Here is a 15,990-nt window from a genome sequence, read left to right on the forward strand (position 1 = left end):
CAGTGAATCCTACATCCTGAACCGGATTGCGTCCGCCTGGGCAGCCGTCTCACCAGTATAGGCCCGCACTGCTTTGTCCAACAAATCGGAAACGGTCCGTTCCAGATAGGTCAAAAAATCCCTGTCCTCGATGGTACGCAATGCGACGTCCTGCGGCAGGAACCGCCGCATCTCCGAAGCAAACGCGCCTTCCTGCAAATACGCGGGCAACATGGATTTCGTCCTGTCTATGCGCTCGGGGTAATCCTGAAGACCAAATTCATCGACCCGTGCCCTAAGCCAATCGGGGTTCAGCGTAGCCTGATTTTGTTGCAGCCAGCCAAGGTCCCAGATATCGCGAAAGCGAATGCGCCTTTGATGCACAGACGCCGGAAGCGAGACGAGCTTGTTCGAAAATATCTCGTCCTTGCTCATCGTGGGAACCAGAAGATTTCCAAGACCGGTCGGGAGCACCGGGTAATTGCTAAGGATGGCTTGGGCATCGCGGGTCTGCGCAACCATTGTTGCGATGTCGATCTTGATCTTCTGCCGCGGCAGGTTCCTTCGGCCGGAATCCGTAATGACCGAGATCTGCCAGGTGTCCACTTCGACGGGTCGGCCATCCTCAGTCCGCGCCTTTGGATCGCGCACCGACACCTCAAGCCCATACCGGGCCGTCAGATGTTTTTCGAGCGCCGCCCCAACGCCGTCGATTTGCGCCTGACTAAAGTCCGGTCCTCCGGTGAAATCCAAGTCCTCACTTAACCGGTTGCCACCATAACACAGACGCAGGGCAGTCCCGCCATGAAACACCAGATCTTTCAGGAAACCCTCGCGATCCAGACACCACAGGATTTCATAATGTATCAGCTCTTTGGTCACGACAGGCGCAAGGCCGGCCATGTCAGGCTGTTCCCTTAGGGCCAGCGTAACCAACGCCTTCAGGTCAACCTGCTCAACCATCGTTCATCACGTCTTCATAGGCCTCTTCATCAATCAAATGCGTGTTGCGCCCGACACGCAGCAAATCCCGCCGAGCGGCGGTAGGTGTGGCAAGACGCAAGGGCCGACCCACATCCACCGTGTTTTCCAAAATGTCCAAGGGGCTGCGCTTGGTGTTCGTGAACTCTATGCGGCCAAAAGGGGTTTGAAATACCCCGGACCGGCCTGTGGTCATCACAGTAATTCCCGCCAGTGGTATCTGAGAAATGATACCATACTCCGACAAAGCAGATTCCAGGCTGAGATAACAATAGCTGCCCCTGCGGATGGCGACAGCGATCTCTTCGATAAGGTCGACGCCTGTCCTGTTTGATCTGGTATGGACAAAAACACCATTGGCCGCCCGCACGAGGTCACCCGACTTTATCAGGCGTTCAAGCCCCTTGCGAAAAGCCCGATCCGTGTCATCCGGGAACAATTTGCGCAAGTCAGCTGTGGTAAAGACCACCCGGCCCTTACGTCCCCAATCTGATAAAATCCGATGCGCGTCTGTGCTTTTCATAGATCAAGTATACCTGAATATCCCTTTTATGGGATATTTTTGTATACTTGTAAAGAGCATCGTCGTGACCTGACCATCCCGCCTTTGACGGCAGCAAACGTCAACCGAACGTCTGGGTGTTGACTCCGTTATCGACCTGCCCTTAATTTCTGTTATGACAGAAATAACAGATATATCCGAATCGTCCGCCCGATCCAAATTCATTTTATATTGGGGCGACATGGGCAGCCAATGGGGCGTGAACCGTTCGGTCGCGCAGATTCACGCGCTCTTGTACCTCAGCGATACGCCTTTGAATGCCGAACAAATCTCGCAAGAGTTGGGCATTGCCCGGTCGAACGTATCAAACTCGCTCAAGGAACTGGTCGGATGGCGGCTGATCCACCGTGTTCCGGTTCCCGGTGATCGACGCGAGCATTTTGGCGCTGAAACCGACGTTTGGGAGATGGCCCTGCTCATCGCCAAAGGCCGCAAAGAGCGCGAGATTGACCCCGCGATGCGCGCCATTGATTTGTGCGTGTCGCAGGCCGAGACGGAACGGAATCTGAATCCCGTCGTGCTTGAGCGTATGCAGAACATGCAAGACTTTTTGAACACCGCAGACAAATGGTCGGATCAGATGTTGTCTGTGCCGAAATCCAAACTCTCGACCTTGATGAAAATGGGCGACAAGGTCGTCTCTCTTTTGAAAATTGGTGGAAAGAAAACCAAGACGTAAAAAATTTTGGATACTTATTTCTGTTTATACAGAAATATCAGGAGATATTGAATGATGTACCAAGACAGTTTCTCGCGACATGCAGTCGGAACCGAAGACACCCGCTTTCGCGACCTGATCGGTGCCGCCGCATGGTCCACTCTGCCCCGATCCGTACAGCGCCGGTTTGGCCACCGCCTGAGCGATGGCGCAAGCGTGGTTTACCAGGGCAAGGTGATGTCCATGCGCATGTCATTCATGGGCAAGGTATTGGCGCAAATCGCCAGGCTGATCGGTGGCCCCCTGCCAATTGACACAACCTGCGTCGGGCAACCCGCTATTGTCACCGTGACTGAAGATCGCGCGGGCTGTGGCCAGTTCTGGGTACGCCAATACGGCCGCAAAGGAGGGTTCCCGCAGGTTATACACAGTTCAAAACGCTTCGCAGGTCCAACTGGGATCGAGGAATACATCGGGGCCGGTATTGGAATGGCCCTGCGGGTCAGCGCAAATCCCAAAGGTATCCGCTTTCACAGCGTGCATTACTTTTTGCACATCGGGTCCCGCAAGATGCGGCTGCCCCGTTGGTTGCAACCCGGTCATCTGACCATAACGCATGAGGACAAGGGCAATGGGCAATTCCTGTTTTCCCTATCCCTGCACGGCCGCCTGTTCGGAGAACTCATCCGGCAAGACGCCCTTTTTCACGACAGATAAGGATTTACCATGGACAACCCCCTGCTTTGGACATTGATCTCCATCCAGATTTTCATGGGCGCGTTTGACACTCTGGTGCATCATGAAGGCACAGAAAGGTTGGCCTGGCGTCCTTCACAAAAGACCGAGCTGCGCCTGCATGCGATCCGCAATGCCTTCTATGCGGTCATCTTCCTGTCTCTGGCCTGGTTTGAGCCTCATGGCGCATTTGCCATCGCATTGACCGCGATCCTGATCCTTGAGGTGCTGATCACCCTTTGAGATTTCGTAGAAGAGGATCTGACCCGCCGTCTGCCCGCCACCGAGCGGGTCAACCATACCCTTCTGGCGCTGAACTATGGTGCCATTCTGGCATTGGCCGCGCCCTATCTTTGGGCGTGGTCCGCCCTGCCTTCGGCCCTGATACTGGTCAGCTATGGGGGTTGGAGCGCAATGGCCACGCTGGCCGCGCTGGGTGTCGGTCTGTTCAGCTTGCGCGATTTTATGGCCGCTGAACGCAGCGCGCGGCTGGTCACTGGCGAACCTGCGGCACTGGTCGCAAGCCTGGCGCCCCATCAGCACCTGCTGATCACCGGAGGGACCGGCTTTATTGGCCAACGGTTGGTGCAGGCGTTGGTCGTGGCGGGGCATCACGTCACCATTCTGACTCGCAACCCATGCCGGGCCGAGGGCCTGCCCCACCCGGTGCGTCTGATCTCTGATCTTAGCCAGATCAGCACTACGGAACGCTTTGATGCCATCATCAATCTGGCCGGAGAACCTGTGGCGAATGGGTTGTGGACGGCCCGCAAGCGAAAGCGCATCATCCAGTCGCGGGTTTATACAACGCAGGCACTGAATGCCCTGATCCGACGGCTGAACCACAAACCGTCCAGCCTGATCAACGGATCGGCGGTTGGCTGGTACGGGCTTGGGGGTGACGAGCCTCTGACCGAGGCCGCACCCCCCTCCCCCGCCTTTGTGCATCAGGTCTGTGACGCATTGGAAACGGCGGCCAGCGCGATCGCAGAGCAAGGGGTGCGCGTTGTCTACTTGCGCATTGGGCTTGTTCTGGGCGTTCAGGGCGGAATACTGGGCCGCCTGCTGACCCCGTTCGAGTTTGGCGGCGGTTGCCAATTGGGGGACGGGCGGCAATGGATGCCGTGGATTGAATTGGATGACCTTGTGCGGGCCATCGCCTTTACCCTGTCGCGCCCGGATATCAGTGGCCCTGTCAACGCAACGGCCCCTCATCCGGTGCGAAACTCCGATTTCACCCGCGCACTGGCCAGGGCACTGCGCCGCCCTGTCTTTTTGCGGGCACCCGGCTGGTTGATCACTTCGCTTGCAGGTGAAATGGGGCGCGAAACCCTATTGAGCGGTCAGCGTGTCCTGCCTAATGTGTTGCAGGCCAAAGGCTTTGTTTTCATTCACCCGTATCTGGCCCCTGCCCTGGCCACGCTTACGGGGGCAAAAGTGGTCAAAGGCCACCCTGCCCCTCAAAAGCGGCCAATCTAGCGTGACCCTTGCCACGCAACGCCGGGCTCCAACTGATAGCCCCACGGCAATCCGGCGTTGCGCCACCCGTTGACTGAGCGGCGACCAGAAGCGTCCCTGTCGCCCTCGAACCCTTCAATCAGGTTCCAGACATTCGTGTAGCCCGCCTGGGCCAACAAGCGCACAGCAACCGCCGATCGCGCGCCAGACCGGCAGGTGACAAAGATCGGTTCGTCTTTGGATTTTCCCTGTTCGGTCAGAACAGCATCGAATTCCACCACCAGATTGGCGTTGTTCCGCATCCGGTATTGACCGCTGACCGGGTCCACCTGATGTGTCACAAGACCCAGCGGGATGATCTTGTCCAAGCCCTCGGGATGGCCGACAAACGAAATCTCGATTGGATCGCGCACATCCACGAACAGGATGTCCGGATCGCGCTGCAACGCGTTATGTGCCTCGGATGGGGTCAGATACAGCCCCAGCGGGGTGCGTTGCCGATCCGACAATTGCCCCGGATCGACCTTGGTTTCTATCGGATTGGCAGCCAGCAAAGGCGAGCCAAACAAGGCGCTGGCCAATCCCAGTTTCAGAATCGACCGCCGTGACGGATAGACACGCCCTGTCATTGGCTGGCCTTTTTGTCAGTGCACAAACCCAGCATTGCATAGATCGGGCAGAACTTGATGAAGGCCGTCACAACGAATACCGCGCCCAGCCAACCCCAAAGCCCAATGGTTCCGGTCAACGCCAGAACGATCAGGGCAAAGCCCAGAATCAAACGCAACACCCGGTCAATCGAGCCTACATTGGATGTGAATTGCATGGTCGAATCTCCTTGATCATCTGACCGGAGAATCGCAGGTTTCCCGCGGGCGATATGTGACCAGATCACACAGACCCAGTTTTGGCATGAAACCGCAGGGCTGCGCGGTCCTGCAAATGGATCACCCCCCGTTCCAGCGACACCCATCCGCGATGTTCAAAATCCTTGAGGATACGGGACATGACCTCGCGCGCGCTGCCAAGCTCGGTTGCGATGCGTTGATGCGTGGTATGGATTTCTGGCGCATCCGCGCTGCGCTCCAGCAACCAAAGCGCCAGCTTCTGATCCATCCGGTTCAACAGCAGGTCATCAATGACCTGGGACAGTTCGACTATGCGCTGCGAAAAGGCCATAAAGACAGCCGCCCGAAACGCCTCATCCTCGGCCAGCAACGTGTTGAACCGTTCCCGACCGATGGCCAGCGCAGTCACGGGCCCCTCGGCATAGCCAAACCCGGAATAAGGTATGTCGGACAGCATGCATGAGGTCGTCATCACACAGCTTTCATTCGGCCCCACACGATACAAAACGACTGTGCGGCCAGATGGGCTGGTCTGTTCAACACGAACAATACCCGCCCGCACGATCAGGAACACCTCACCATAGGCTCCAGGGGCGAACAGCCGAGCGCCGTCCTTGATTTCGATCTGCTTTCCCTCAGCCTCAAGCCGATCAAGGATCGCGTTGCTCCAGTGTTGCAAAGTCATGGGGTTGCCCGTTTTTTTGAGCTCTGTTCCACCGGTTTTACTCGACCAAAACCGCCTTTTGAACCCGCTGAAATTCGACGAACCGACACAGCGCTATTGCCCGGCCAGTTTGTGACGATGACCACGGACGAAGATGGCCGCAGTTCACAATCAACTTTCAGTTCTGTGGCGAATTTCTTCACACTCCAGTTTGATTTGAAACCCTTCTGATAGTTGATCCGCAACGCAGGGGTTTGACCGCTCGATCAGGTTCGCAAGTCGCTCAACGATCTTTGCATTGCCACGATCAATGCGTCCCGCTCTGCCGCCAGTTCCCGAGTGGATCGGCCGTTTGCTTCGCTTTGAACACCCTGCACCAGCGTCTCGATGACCTCATCCGTGAGGTGGGGCTGACCCAGATCGTCCCACCACCCGTTGAACGTATCGCGGAAATGGTCGCAAAATGCGCGCAGGCCGCCATCACCCGCACCGAGGTTGAACAGCATCGTAGGACCCATGGCCGCCCACCTCAGACCCGGGCCGGCCCACATTGCCTTGTCGATGTCTTCGACCGAGGCCACGCCTTCCACCGCCATATGCACCGCTTCGCGCCAGACGGCGGCTTGCAGGCGGTTGGCCACATGGCCGGGCATTCCCTTATTGATCCGGATCGTGACCTTTCCGATATCCTGATAGAATGCCTCTGTACGCTCCAATACGCCCTGCCCTGTCCGGTCATTTGCTGTCAGCTCCACCAATGGGATCAGATGAGGCGGGTTGAAAGGGTGGCCCAGGACCAACGGCGCCGGGTCGGCCCAACCGGCCTGCAAGGCCTCTAAGGTCATTCCCGACGTGGAGCTGGAGACAATCGCATCCGCGCCTAAGGCGGGCTCGATTTCGGCATAAAGCGCGCGTTTGATCCCGGCGCGTTCGGGCACGTTTTCCTGCGTGAAAGCCGCGCCCTCAACCGCCTCAGCAGCGGTGGTCGCAAAATACAGCGCGTCTGGTGTGCCGCGCTTGGTCAGTCCCAACTTGTCCAAAGTGGGCCAGGCGTTTTCGATCGCGGCGCGGATGGTTTCTTCGGTGTCCGGTGCGGGGTCATACACGGTGACCGAGCGGCCTGCGGCCAGAAACAGGGCCGCCCAGCTGGCCCCGATCACTCCGCCCCCAAGAACAGCTGTATGCGAGACATCAGACATCAAAATAACCCGGGATTTAGGGGGGACGCGGCGGTCATGCCCCCGTCGACAGTGAAAAGCTGACCGGTGGCAAAACCTGCCTCGTCTGACGCCAGCCAAACCGCCATTGATGCAATATCACGCGGCTGGCCGAACCGGCGCGCAGGATGCCGCGCAATCGCGTCGCGTTTTGCGGCAGCGGGATTGTCTGCAAGGTCGAACCCGGCTTCTAGCATGCCTGTGTTGATCCAGCCCGGGCAAATGGCATTGCACCGAGTTTCCGGGCCATGATCCACAGCGATGGAGCGTGTCAGCCCGTGAACAAAGGCTTTTGACGCGTTGTAAAGCGCCATGCACGGGTCCGCGACCTGACCCGAAATTGAGCCGATATTGATGATGCTTGCACCGGGTTGCATGGTCGGGATGAAAGCCCGGCAACAGTTAAAAACGCCCCGGCAGTTCGCATCGACAACCAGGCTCCAATCCGCATCTGTACTGTCGGTCACTGTCTTTTCGACCTGCACCCCCGCGTTGTTCACCAGGATATCCAAAGCACCCAGATGATGGGCCGCCTGATCCACTGCAGCCGGGTCAGTTACATCAAGGCTCAGCCAATCACAGGGCAAATCCGCCGGCCCTGCCCCGCGCCCACAGGTGGTCACCTCTGCGCCTTCGGTCAGAAAAGCCTCGACAATGGCGCGTCCGATCCCCTGGCGTCCGCCGGTGACAAAAGCCCGCTTTCCAGCCAGCCGCATCATAGCCGCATCTGCTGAACCTGCGCGCTCAGCCCGCCGTCCAGAACCCAGAGCTGGCCGCTGGCATAGCGCGCCTCGTCGCTGGCCAACCAGTTGACGAGGTTTGCGATATCCTGCGGCGTGCCGTAGGTGCGCATGGGATGCACGTCGCGGACCGCCTGCTGCAACTGATCGATGGTCTGGCCACCCCCGCCCGACCCGTCACCGGTAAAAAAGCTCTGCAGCATGGGCGTGTCGATATACCCCGGACAGATCGCATTGACCCGAATACCTTCCGGCCCATGATCGCAGGCCATGGCCCGGGTCAGCGCGTGAACGGCCCCTTTGGTGGCGCAATAGGCGGCCAGACCGGGATCGGCGATGAACCCGTCATATGAACCGAAATTGATCAGTGATGCCGAGTGACCCTCTTTCGCGGCTACCCGCATCAGGGGCAGCGCATGTTTCGAGGTCAGAAACGTGCCGGTCACGTTGACCGCGAAAGAGCGGTTCCATTCTTCAAGGGTGGTCTCCTCGATGGTCTTTTCGATCTCGATCCCTGCGGCATTCACCAGAATGTCCAGCTTACCCTGTTCCTTGCGAACCTGCCCCATCGCGGCGATGGTTTCGGGTTCCGACGTAACATCCAGCTGGACAAAACGGCTCGCCGACTCACCCGCATTTGACATCGAGCCGCTTTCGCTGAGGTCTGCTGCGTAGACGACCGCCCCTTCCTGTGTCAGCCGATCAACGATGGCGCGTCCAATGCCGCCGCGCCCACCGGTCACAAGCGCCACTTTGCCTGTCTGCATGCCCATCATGATGTTTCTTCGGTGGGCGGATAGCGATAACGCGCGGCGGCCACAGTCCAATCCATATGGTTGCGCACATATTCCTGACTGGCATCACGCGGCGGGTTATAGTCCCATGGCTCGCACGCACCTGCCTCCATCGCGGCATGCAGGGCGCGGCGGGATTTTTGGGTTCGCATGACGTCCTGCCGCAGCGCGGTACTGTCCCAACGCTCGGCCACCTCAGCCGCGAAACCGGCGGCAACGGCTGCATAATCCGGGTGAACGGCAAGATTGGTCCGTTCCTCAGGGTCGCGGGTCAGGTCATATAATTGCGGCGGGTCCACGTCGCAATGGATGTACTTCAACGTTCCTCGCCGGATCATGAAAACGGGCCAGGGCGTCATCTCGGCGCAGTATTCAGCAATCGCTTCGTCCTCTGCTGCAGGTTCGCCGCGCGCAAGGGGCATGAGGGATCGGCCATCGATAGGCTCGCCCAGCATATCGCGCCCACCCCCGGCGAGTTCCAGAAATGTCGGCAACAGATCGACAAGGGAACAGGCATTGGAAACCGATCCCTGCGCCACATCGGGACCGGCAAATATCAGCGGTACCCGAGCCGAGTGTTCAAAGAAGGTCATCTTGTACCACAACCCTCGCTCACCCAGCATGTCCCCGTGATCAGCCGTCACAATGATCACCGTGTTGTCGATCTGGCCGGTCTCCTCCAACGCCTTGACCATCGCGCCGACCTTGCTGTCGAAATAGCTGACATTGGCCAGATAGGCACGACGGGCGCGGCGGACCTCTTCCTCGGTCAGTGCGACGGTCGAGGCCTCGATCCCCTCCATTACCCGGCGTGAAAACGGGTCATGCTGGTCCAAAGGCAGCCCTTCGGGCATGTCGATCTCATCATCGTTGTAGAGATCCCAGAATTCCGGCTTGGCCACATAGGGGTCATGCGGGTGGATAAAGCTGGCCACCAAACAGAACGGCGTAGCCCGCCCCGCGGCATGATCGCGGCCCCGGTCTATCAGCCACCTTCGGGCGGCGAACTCAACCTCGTCATCGTAGTCGGTCTGATAGGTGGCGACGGCCACGCCGCTTTCCTTGACCGTCTGCATGTTGTGGTACCACTTGTCGATCCGCTCATCATGGGCCTCCCAATCGGGGGTCCAGGCGAAATCCGCAGGATAGATATCCGTGGTGATGCGGTCCTGAAACCCGTGCATCTGATCGGGGCCGACAAAATGCATCTTGCCGGACAGGCAGGTGCGGTACCCCAGTGATTTCAGGTAATGGGCAAAGGTTGGCACGCTGGCTCGGAATTCAGAGGCATTGTCATAGGCCGCGATCCGGCTGACCAACTGGCCCGACATGAAAGCAAACCTTGAGGGCGCGCAAAGCGGCGAATTGCAATAGGCCGCATCGAACCGCACCCCCCGCGCCGCCAGCGCATCTATGTTGGGTGTTTTGGCGGTTTTATGGCCATATGCGCCGATGAAGTGTGGGGCCAGCTGGTCGGCCATCACGACGACGATATTGGGCCGCGTCACGGGGACACCTGCGCATAGGCATCCAGAACCAGCCCGTGGAAATGGTGCACGGCATGTTCCGACTTACCCGACCCCGACGGGTCTGAGACGATCCGACCCTGGGTAAAGGCAGGTGCCTCCATCCCGCGCTGCACGCTTTCGACAAGGCTGATGTCTTCAACCTGGAGCACTTCGTCCAGATAGCGCATGGCATCTACCTCCATTGCGTCGGGTTCGGGTGTTTCAAGGAAGAAATCATAAGTCTCCAAGGTGCGATCAGGGCCCACCGGGATAATGTTCAGCACAATCATGCTGGACCTGCCGGGATAGCGCATCAGGCACGTGGTCGGCCAAAGCCACCAGACCGCGTGGGTTCGCACTGTCGCGTTTGAAACGTCATAGGCGGAATTGGGGCTCTGCCCGGCCTCGGCCATATGGCTGGAATAGATGCCGTAGGTCGTAACTTTGTAAGTATCCATATCCACCAGATCGCAGAAATCCTTGTGCGCGGTTGGGCAATGGTAGCATTCCAGAAAGTTATCGACGACGTTTTTCCAGTTCGACCGGATGTCATAGGTCAGGCGCTTGCCAAAGGTAAGCTGCTCAATATCCGGTGCCCAATGGCGGATTTCGGTTTCCAGATTGCCCGATTGCGCGGCCAGCGGTGCGGCGTCGGGATCGAGATTCACAAAAATGAACCCAGCAAACACGGCGACCTGCACCGAATCCAGGCAAATTTCGCGCGGGTTGAACCCCTCCAGATGCTCGGTCTCAGGCGCGCGGACAAGCTGGCCATCCAACTTATAAACCCAGGCATGATAGGGGCACATGATGCGCGTGGTTTCACCCTCGCCGCTTAACAACTCGTGCGCGCGGTGTTTGCAGACATTGTAGAAGGCCCGCAGCTCGCCCTCACGATCACGCAGGACAGCGATGGGGTGCCCTGCGATCTGCGTCGTCACATAAGAACCCGGCGTGCGCAGTTTTTCCACGTGGCAGACCCACTGCCAGGACGTGGCGAGGATGGCCTTGCGATCGACCTCATACCATTCTGGGTCAACATATGCTTCTTTGCGCAGCGAAAGGGCACGGTTTGGGTCTGGATCGTAGCCCTGTTTGATAATCTCAAACGCGCGCTGATCTGGAAGCTGAGCCATGTGCTGTCCTTGTGACGAGAATCAGAATTTCTGCCTGTCAGCATTTCCCGTATCAGCGTCAGAGGCTTTACATGGCTGGCCATCTGTTGTTCTTAATTCGCCACACCCCTGGGGGCGCGGTGCATCGGCCACGCCCGGAACTCGAACGGTATACGGCCTTGTATCCGGTCTTTGCTGGGGGGAAGACCAAACCGATCCTTATAGGCGCGGCTGAAATGGACCTGGCTGGAAAAGCCGCTGGCAAAGGCGATCTCGGACATGGTCAGATCGGTCTGCGTGACAAAGCCCCGTGCCCGATCAAGGCGAATATCGCGATAGTACAACCTGGGGGTTTTGCGCACACATTGGGCAAATAAGCGATCCAGTTGCCGATGGGACAGGCCCACGCGCTGACAGACATCAGCAATCGACAAGGGGTTCTCAAGGTTGGTCTCCATCACCTGAATAGCCGCCCGCACGGCGGAAGGCACCGAATTCCCCAAAGGCTCAGCGTCTTGGGGAAATTGCCGCGCGCCATGGCCGCGCACCGGCGGTGCAAACACATAGCGCGCGGCAGCATTGGCCAAGGCGCTGCCATGGGATTGCTGAATCAGATGTAACGCCAGATCAAGTGACGCCGCCCCACCGCAACAGGTCACACGTCGGCGATCAATGACCCACAACGCCTCGCTGATACCGGTGTTGGGGAACAGTTCCTGAAACGAGTCTATGTGTTCGTAATGCACTGTTGCCGTATAGTTTTCCAGCAAACCGGCGCGGGCCAGAATGTAGGCACCGGTATCTATGCCCCCCAGAATGGCCTGCCGCTTGGCAGCATCTCTCAGACACGCACGTAACGCAGAAGAGACATGCCGCTCCGGTTCCCAACTGCTAGAGACAAAGACAATATCGGCCTTGTTCATTTCCGCTTTGGTGAACCCGCTGGTCCTGATATCCACGCCGTTACTGGCAACCACCATACCCCCGGACTCGGATACGATCTTCCAGCGGAACAGTGGCATACCTTCCAGATAGTTGGCGGCACGAAACGGGTCGAGAAACGACATCGTGGCAGCCATGTTAAAATACGGCGTGACCGCGATCCGCAATTCGGTTGTTTTTAGAGTGTCATCGTGACCAGCCATTGTGTCAGCTCCGATTGACTGAGCTGCAACCGTAAATGGCATGGCCAGTGATGTAAAACTAATGGCGAGATAAATTCACTGGGAAGAAACGCCCGTCCCTTCAGCCCTCACGCAGACCCAGCTTGGACAGCAGCCGGTCGCGTTTCATCAGCCACCAGCCAGCCTCAATCGGCCAGAGCGCATGATTGTCGCCCTCGCCCAGCTGTGCGGCGGCGTGCAGCGGCCAGTTGGGATCGTCCAGCAACTCTCGGGCAAGGGCGATCATGTCGGCATCCCCGCGTTCGATCACCGCGTTACATGTGTTGGTGTCCCACAGAAACCCGACGGCCATGGTCGGCATGTCTGCCTGTGCCCGTACCTGCGCGGCAAAGGGTACCTGAAAACCCTGGGTGATTGTCATCCGCTGCGGGCGTTCTTTGCCCCCGATCCCGCCCGAGCTGCAATCGATCAGGTCCACCCCCGCAGATTTCAGTGCTTTGGCAATGTCCACAGTGTCTTCGATGGTCAGACCGGCCTCAAGCCAGTCGGTGGCGGACAGTCGAAAAGCCAGCGGCAAATCCTCGGGCCAGTTTCGGCGGATCGCGCGCGCGACCTCAACGGCGAACCGCATCCGATTTTCGGCCGTTCCCCCCCATTTGTCGTGCCTTTGGTTGGTGATTGGGGACAGGAATTGATGCACCAGAAAACCATGGGCCGCGTAGACCTCAATCACTTTGAACCCCGCGCGATGGGCGCGCCCGGCGGCGTTACCGAAGGCTTCGATGACAGTTTCGATGTCCTCTTCGGTCATCTCACGCGGGGTCGGCCATCCATCGGCATAAGGCAGGGCCGAGGGTGCAAATGCGGGCCACGCCTCTTCGCCCCGGTCTGAGGCGTCCACATCATCCAGTGGCGTTTCCCCGTGCCAGGGGCGACGCTCAGACGCTTTGCGACCCGCATGGCTCAGTTGTATCCCCGGCACTGCGCCTTCCTGTTCAATAAAGGCGCTGATGCGTTTCAGCGGTTCGACCTGGCTGTCATCCCACAGCCCCAGATCGCCGACAGTGCGGCGTCCGTCGCGCGTGACCGCGGTGGCCTCGGCATAGACCAGCGCCGCACCACCCATGGCAAACCGTCCCAGATGCACAAGATGCCAGTCATTGGCCTGCCCTTCCTGCGCGCGATACTGGCTCATTGGGGAGACCGCGATGCGGTTCTTGAAGGTGACATCGCGAAGCTGGAGGCTGCTGAAAAGATTGGGCATTTCGTTGTTCAAACCTGTTCTTACGCCTCTGCGGCGGTCGGATTAATCCTCAATCATGCTGGGTGTCTGGCCATAGGTCCTGTCACGCAGCATGGCGTTCGACACGGACAGCAGATGCGATTGCATGACCTCGGCAGCGGCCTGACTGTCCCGCGCTGCGATGCTGCTGAACAGCTGCTCGTGCTGTTCGCCCAGACGCACGAGTGTCGAGGGCGAGTAATGTGTTTCCCGTTGTTGGGTCCAGGCCGATTGCTTGCGCACGGCGCGGATTGAATCATAGACCGTCAGGAACAGCGGGTTATGGGCAAGCTCGGCGATCTTGTAGTGAAACACGTCATCCGCGACCCCGTAGGCCTGAGTATCTGCCGCGTCCAAAGTGGCCCGCGTTAGCTGTTCCAGCGTGCGCAACTCTTTGGCCGTGGCGCGCTGTGCCGCAAGGGCCGCAAGGGCCGGTTCGATTTCCAGTCGCACCTCCATCACATCGCGGGGCATCACCTTGGCCGCAACGGTGCGAAAGGGACTGGCACCCACAGCAGGGGGCGGCGACACAAATGTACCCTGCCCGTGCCTGCGAAACACGGTGCCGTCTTCCTCAAGCTGGTCCAGAATGCGACGCATGCGGGCGCGGGTCACGGCCAGCGCCTCGGCCAAGGCGCGTTCAGGCAGCAGTTTGCCGTTCTTCAGGAAATCGCCAGTGTCGATCCCCGCACGCAGGGCAGCGGTCAGCTCGGTATCGGTAGGACAGGTCCCCAAGGTCAGAACGCTCCGATCAGGTCGTAAAACATGCGCAGCGACGTAAGCATCAGGAAGCCCCCAAAGGCAAGGCGCAAAGCACGTTGCGAGATCGTATGCGCAATGCGAACCCCCACATGGGCAAAGCTGGTGGTCAGCGGAATGATCAGCGCCGCGGCGATCAGGTTGACATAACCGACGGAGAATGGCGGCAAGCCGGTTTGCCCCAGCCCCGTCGCCGCATAGATCAGCGCCCCCGGTAGGCCGATAACGAACCCGATCGCGGCCGAGGTCCCAACGGCGCGGCGGATGTCATAGCCCAGAAAGTTCAGAACCGGCACACAGACCGTACCGCCACCAATGCCCATCATTGCCGAAATCGCCCCGGCAAAGACACCGGTTGCGGCCCAGACACGAGGCGAAAAGCTGCGCGGCGTGTCGGAGTTGCCGGGTTTGCGAAAGATCATGTCCAGCGCCACCAGCGCGGCGACCGTGGCGAAGACGGCCACCAGAATATAGCCGCTGACCACACCGCCCAGCAGCCCGCCGATGATCACGCCCACCAGAATGGCCGGAGCCCAGCGTTTCAGCAGAGCCATGTCCAGTGCGCCGCGTTTGTAATGGCCCCAGCTGGAGGACAAGGCTGTAAAGACGATGGTGGCCAAAGAGGTCCCGACCGCCACCTGCATGGTCAGCGCCGGATCGCTGCCGGTCAGGGACAGCGCGAAATACAGCGCCGGGACGATGACGATGCCGCCGCCAACCCCCAGCAGGCCAGCCAGAATGCCACCGAACACGCCGGCGGCACCCGCTATGGCGATCAGGGTCGCAAGGGTTGAAAGCTCAATCCCGCCCATGCATCACGCGGGATCGCTGGCCAGCGAGCGGCTGACCCGCCCCTCGGCCCGCCGTTTCGCTTCGGCCTCCGCAATCGCGGCATCCAGTGCGGTCCGGTCGGGGTTGCCCGAAAAATTCTGTTCGCTGGGCATCGCCTCGACAAAATGCAGATACCGTTCTCCGGCCACATCATACAGCCGCCGCAGCTCGGCCAATGGGTCGGCGTGATCGTCGCTGCGCATATCCAGCCACGCGTGCGATTGACCCCGGTGGATGACCAGACCGGCGGCTTGTTTGCCGCGCTTGTCACCACCTGCGCGCTCGCCCGCCTCCATCGCGGTCATGAGGCGTTCGGGAAAGGGCATCGCGGTCTCGGCGGCGTAGGTTTCAAAGGTGGCATCCACAACGTCCGGCCCGGCCAGCATATTGCCCGCAACCGAATGCTGCGCCCCGATCCGATGCCCGGCCCAGTCGATGCAATCTGCCCCGGTAAAGGCGGCGAAGCGCCCTTGGCTGTCCATCAGATGCGCCTGGCGTGCAGCGCGCCCCTCGTCGCGCTGCACAAGGTCATCGAGAACATCCTGGGCTGCTTCGCCTGCCTCCAGACGTCTCAACCCTTCGGTCCCCCAGACCGGGTTGGAAAACGCCTGAGAGGCAATCGCGCTGCGCGCGCCAACGCAGGGCACCCGCGCTCCGCAGGCGAAGAAACGGCTGGCCACGATCAGGCCAATGGCACCGGTTTCGGGGTCTTTTGCGATCAGGGAATAGGTCATG

General features: G+C 59.3%; 19 protein-coding genes. 4 read left to right on the forward strand and 15 right to left on the reverse strand.

Annotated elements, in window-relative coordinates:
• Window positions 1-9: 9 nt before the first annotated feature.
• Window positions 10-942, reverse strand: coding sequence for a nucleotidyl transferase AbiEii/AbiGii toxin family protein (locus tag ACR0J5_RS13975; protein WP_480654320.1), 933 nt, complete (start codon window positions 940-942; stop codon window positions 10-12).
• Entirely contained in the window at window positions 935-1,483 is a 549-nt protein-coding gene (gene abiEi / locus ACR0J5_RS13980; protein ID WP_480654322.1) for a type IV toxin-antitoxin system AbiEi family antitoxin, read from the reverse strand. Before abiEi ends, ACR0J5_RS13975 begins: the two co-directional genes overlap by 8 nt.
• Window positions 1,484-1,637: 154 nt before the next feature.
• Between abiEi and ACR0J5_RS13985 the strand changes: the two genes are divergently transcribed.
• From ACR0J5_RS13985 to ACR0J5_RS14000, 4 genes are all read left to right on the forward strand, one after another.
• Window positions 1,638-2,201, forward strand: coding sequence for a GbsR/MarR family transcriptional regulator (locus ACR0J5_RS13985; protein ID WP_480654323.1), 564 nt, complete (start codon window positions 1,638-1,640; stop codon window positions 2,199-2,201).
• Between the two features lie 51 nt (window positions 2,202-2,252).
• On the forward strand, window positions 2,253-2,897 hold the full coding sequence (locus ACR0J5_RS13990) for a DUF4166 domain-containing protein (RefSeq protein ID WP_480654325.1): 645 nt from the start codon (window positions 2,253-2,255) through the stop codon (window positions 2,895-2,897).
• A 9-nt stretch (window positions 2,898-2,906) separates the two neighbouring features.
• The gene (locus ACR0J5_RS13995; protein WP_480654327.1) at window positions 2,907-3,158 is read left to right on the forward strand and encodes a hypothetical protein; all 252 of its coding nucleotides are present in this window, start codon (window positions 2,907-2,909) and stop codon (window positions 3,156-3,158) included.
• A gap of 93 nt (window positions 3,159-3,251) precedes the next feature.
• A complete protein-coding gene (locus ACR0J5_RS14000; protein WP_480654329.1) occupies window positions 3,252-4,394 on the forward strand; it encodes a TIGR01777 family oxidoreductase in 1,143 nt (380 codons plus the stop codon).
• Here the strand turns inward: ACR0J5_RS14000 and ACR0J5_RS14005 are convergent.
• The 13 genes from ACR0J5_RS14005 to ACR0J5_RS14065 form a co-directional block, all read right to left on the reverse strand.
• Window positions 4,391-5,002 (reverse strand): rhodanese-like domain-containing protein, encoded by a 612-nt coding sequence (locus tag ACR0J5_RS14005; protein ID WP_480654331.1) that lies wholly within the window; start codon window positions 5,000-5,002, stop codon window positions 4,391-4,393. The genes ACR0J5_RS14000 and ACR0J5_RS14005 overlap by 4 nt on opposite strands.
• A complete protein-coding gene (locus ACR0J5_RS14010; RefSeq protein WP_480654333.1) occupies window positions 4,999-5,199 on the reverse strand; it encodes a YgaP family membrane protein in 201 nt (66 codons plus the stop codon). The genes ACR0J5_RS14005 and ACR0J5_RS14010 overlap by 4 nt, the downstream gene beginning before the upstream one ends.
• Window positions 5,200-5,264: 65 nt before the next feature.
• Entirely contained in the window at window positions 5,265-5,906 is a 642-nt protein-coding gene (locus tag ACR0J5_RS14015; RefSeq protein WP_480654335.1) for a Crp/Fnr family transcriptional regulator, read from the reverse strand.
• A 245-nt stretch (window positions 5,907-6,151) separates the two neighbouring features.
• Window positions 6,152-7,084, reverse strand: coding sequence for a 3-hydroxyacyl-CoA dehydrogenase NAD-binding domain-containing protein (locus ACR0J5_RS14020; RefSeq protein WP_480654337.1), 933 nt, complete (start codon window positions 7,082-7,084; stop codon window positions 6,152-6,154).
• Entirely contained in the window at window positions 7,084-7,818 is a 735-nt protein-coding gene (locus ACR0J5_RS14025; protein WP_480654339.1) for an SDR family NAD(P)-dependent oxidoreductase, read from the reverse strand. The genes ACR0J5_RS14020 and ACR0J5_RS14025 overlap by 1 nt, the downstream gene beginning before the upstream one ends.
• Window positions 7,818-8,615: an SDR family NAD(P)-dependent oxidoreductase gene (locus ACR0J5_RS14030; protein WP_480654341.1), complete on the reverse strand. Its 798-nt coding sequence runs from the start codon at window positions 8,613-8,615 to the stop codon at window positions 7,818-7,820. Before ACR0J5_RS14030 ends, ACR0J5_RS14025 begins: the two co-directional genes overlap by 1 nt.
• The gene (betC, locus tag ACR0J5_RS14035) at window positions 8,615-10,144 is read right to left on the reverse strand and encodes a choline-sulfatase (RefSeq protein ID WP_480654343.1); all 1,530 of its coding nucleotides are present in this window, start codon (window positions 10,142-10,144) and stop codon (window positions 8,615-8,617) included. Before betC ends, ACR0J5_RS14030 begins: the two co-directional genes overlap by 1 nt.
• A complete protein-coding gene (locus ACR0J5_RS14040) occupies window positions 10,141-11,280 on the reverse strand; it encodes an aromatic ring-hydroxylating oxygenase subunit alpha (protein WP_480654345.1) in 1,140 nt (379 codons plus the stop codon). Before ACR0J5_RS14040 ends, betC begins: the two co-directional genes overlap by 4 nt.
• Window positions 11,281-11,372: 92 nt before the next feature.
• A complete protein-coding gene (locus ACR0J5_RS14045) occupies window positions 11,373-12,404 on the reverse strand; it encodes a GlxA family transcriptional regulator (RefSeq protein ID WP_480654347.1) in 1,032 nt (343 codons plus the stop codon).
• A 100-nt stretch (window positions 12,405-12,504) separates the two neighbouring features.
• On the reverse strand, window positions 12,505-13,647 hold the full coding sequence (locus tag ACR0J5_RS14050) for an NADH:flavin oxidoreductase/NADH oxidase (protein ID WP_480654349.1): 1,143 nt from the start codon (window positions 13,645-13,647) through the stop codon (window positions 12,505-12,507).
• A gap of 42 nt (window positions 13,648-13,689) precedes the next feature.
• Window positions 13,690-14,400, reverse strand: coding sequence for a FadR/GntR family transcriptional regulator (locus ACR0J5_RS14055; protein WP_480654351.1), 711 nt, complete (start codon window positions 14,398-14,400; stop codon window positions 13,690-13,692).
• 2 nt (window positions 14,401-14,402) lie between these two features.
• Window positions 14,403-15,236 (reverse strand): sulfite exporter TauE/SafE family protein, encoded by an 834-nt coding sequence (locus tag ACR0J5_RS14060; protein WP_480654353.1) that lies wholly within the window; start codon window positions 15,234-15,236, stop codon window positions 14,403-14,405.
• Window positions 15,237-15,239: 3 nt separating this feature from the next.
• Window positions 15,240-15,989, reverse strand: coding sequence for a DUF1028 domain-containing protein (locus ACR0J5_RS14065; protein ID WP_480654355.1), 750 nt, complete (start codon window positions 15,987-15,989; stop codon window positions 15,240-15,242).
• Window position 15,990 lies beyond the last annotated feature (1 nt).

The sequence above is a fragment of the Ruegeria sp. BE1 genome, assembly GCF_056538885.1.

Excerpts from the sequence above, each read along its gene's own strand:
- ACR0J5_RS13975 (WP_480654320.1), bottom strand. The coding sequence starts at position 942 with ATGGTTGAGCAGGTTGACCTGAAGGCGTTGGTTACGCTGGCCCTAAGG.
- ACR0J5_RS14050 (WP_480654349.1), bottom strand. The coding sequence starts at position 13,647 with ATGCCCAATCTTTTCAGCAGCCTCCAGCTTCGCGATGTCACCTTCAAG.
- ACR0J5_RS14040 (WP_480654345.1), bottom strand. The coding sequence starts at position 11,280 with ATGGCTCAGCTTCCAGATCAGCGCGCGTTTGAGATTATCAAACAGGGC.
- ACR0J5_RS14020 (WP_480654337.1), bottom strand. The coding sequence starts at position 7,084 with ATGTCTGATGTCTCGCATACAGCTGTTCTTGGGGGCGGAGTGATCGGG.
- ACR0J5_RS13995 (WP_480654327.1), top strand. The coding sequence starts at position 2,907 with ATGGACAACCCCCTGCTTTGGACATTGATCTCCATCCAGATTTTCATG.
- ACR0J5_RS14030 (WP_480654341.1), bottom strand. The coding sequence starts at position 8,615 with ATGGGCATGCAGACAGGCAAAGTGGCGCTTGTGACCGGTGGGCGCGGC.
- ACR0J5_RS14045 (WP_480654347.1), bottom strand. The coding sequence starts at position 12,404 with ATGGCTGGTCACGATGACACTCTAAAAACAACCGAATTGCGGATCGCG.
- ACR0J5_RS14015 (WP_480654335.1), bottom strand. The coding sequence starts at position 5,906 with ATGACTTTGCAACACTGGAGCAACGCGATCCTTGATCGGCTTGAGGCT.
- ACR0J5_RS13990 (WP_480654325.1), top strand. The coding sequence starts at position 2,253 with ATGATGTACCAAGACAGTTTCTCGCGACATGCAGTCGGAACCGAAGAC.
- abiEi (WP_480654322.1), bottom strand. The coding sequence starts at position 1,483 with ATGAAAAGCACAGACGCGCATCGGATTTTATCAGATTGGGGACGTAAG.
- ACR0J5_RS14065 (WP_480654355.1), bottom strand. The coding sequence starts at position 15,989 with ATGACCTATTCCCTGATCGCAAAAGACCCCGAAACCGGTGCCATTGGC.
- ACR0J5_RS14010 (WP_480654333.1), bottom strand. The coding sequence starts at position 5,199 with ATGCAATTCACATCCAATGTAGGCTCGATTGACCGGGTGTTGCGTTTG.
- ACR0J5_RS14060 (WP_480654353.1), bottom strand. The coding sequence starts at position 15,236 with ATGGGCGGGATTGAGCTTTCAACCCTTGCGACCCTGATCGCCATAGCG.
- ACR0J5_RS14025 (WP_480654339.1), bottom strand. The coding sequence starts at position 7,818 with ATGCGGCTGGCTGGAAAGCGGGCTTTTGTCACCGGCGGACGCCAGGGG.
- ACR0J5_RS13985 (WP_480654323.1), top strand. The coding sequence starts at position 1,638 with ATGACAGAAATAACAGATATATCCGAATCGTCCGCCCGATCCAAATTC.
- ACR0J5_RS14005 (WP_480654331.1), bottom strand. The coding sequence starts at position 5,002 with ATGACAGGGCGTGTCTATCCGTCACGGCGGTCGATTCTGAAACTGGGA.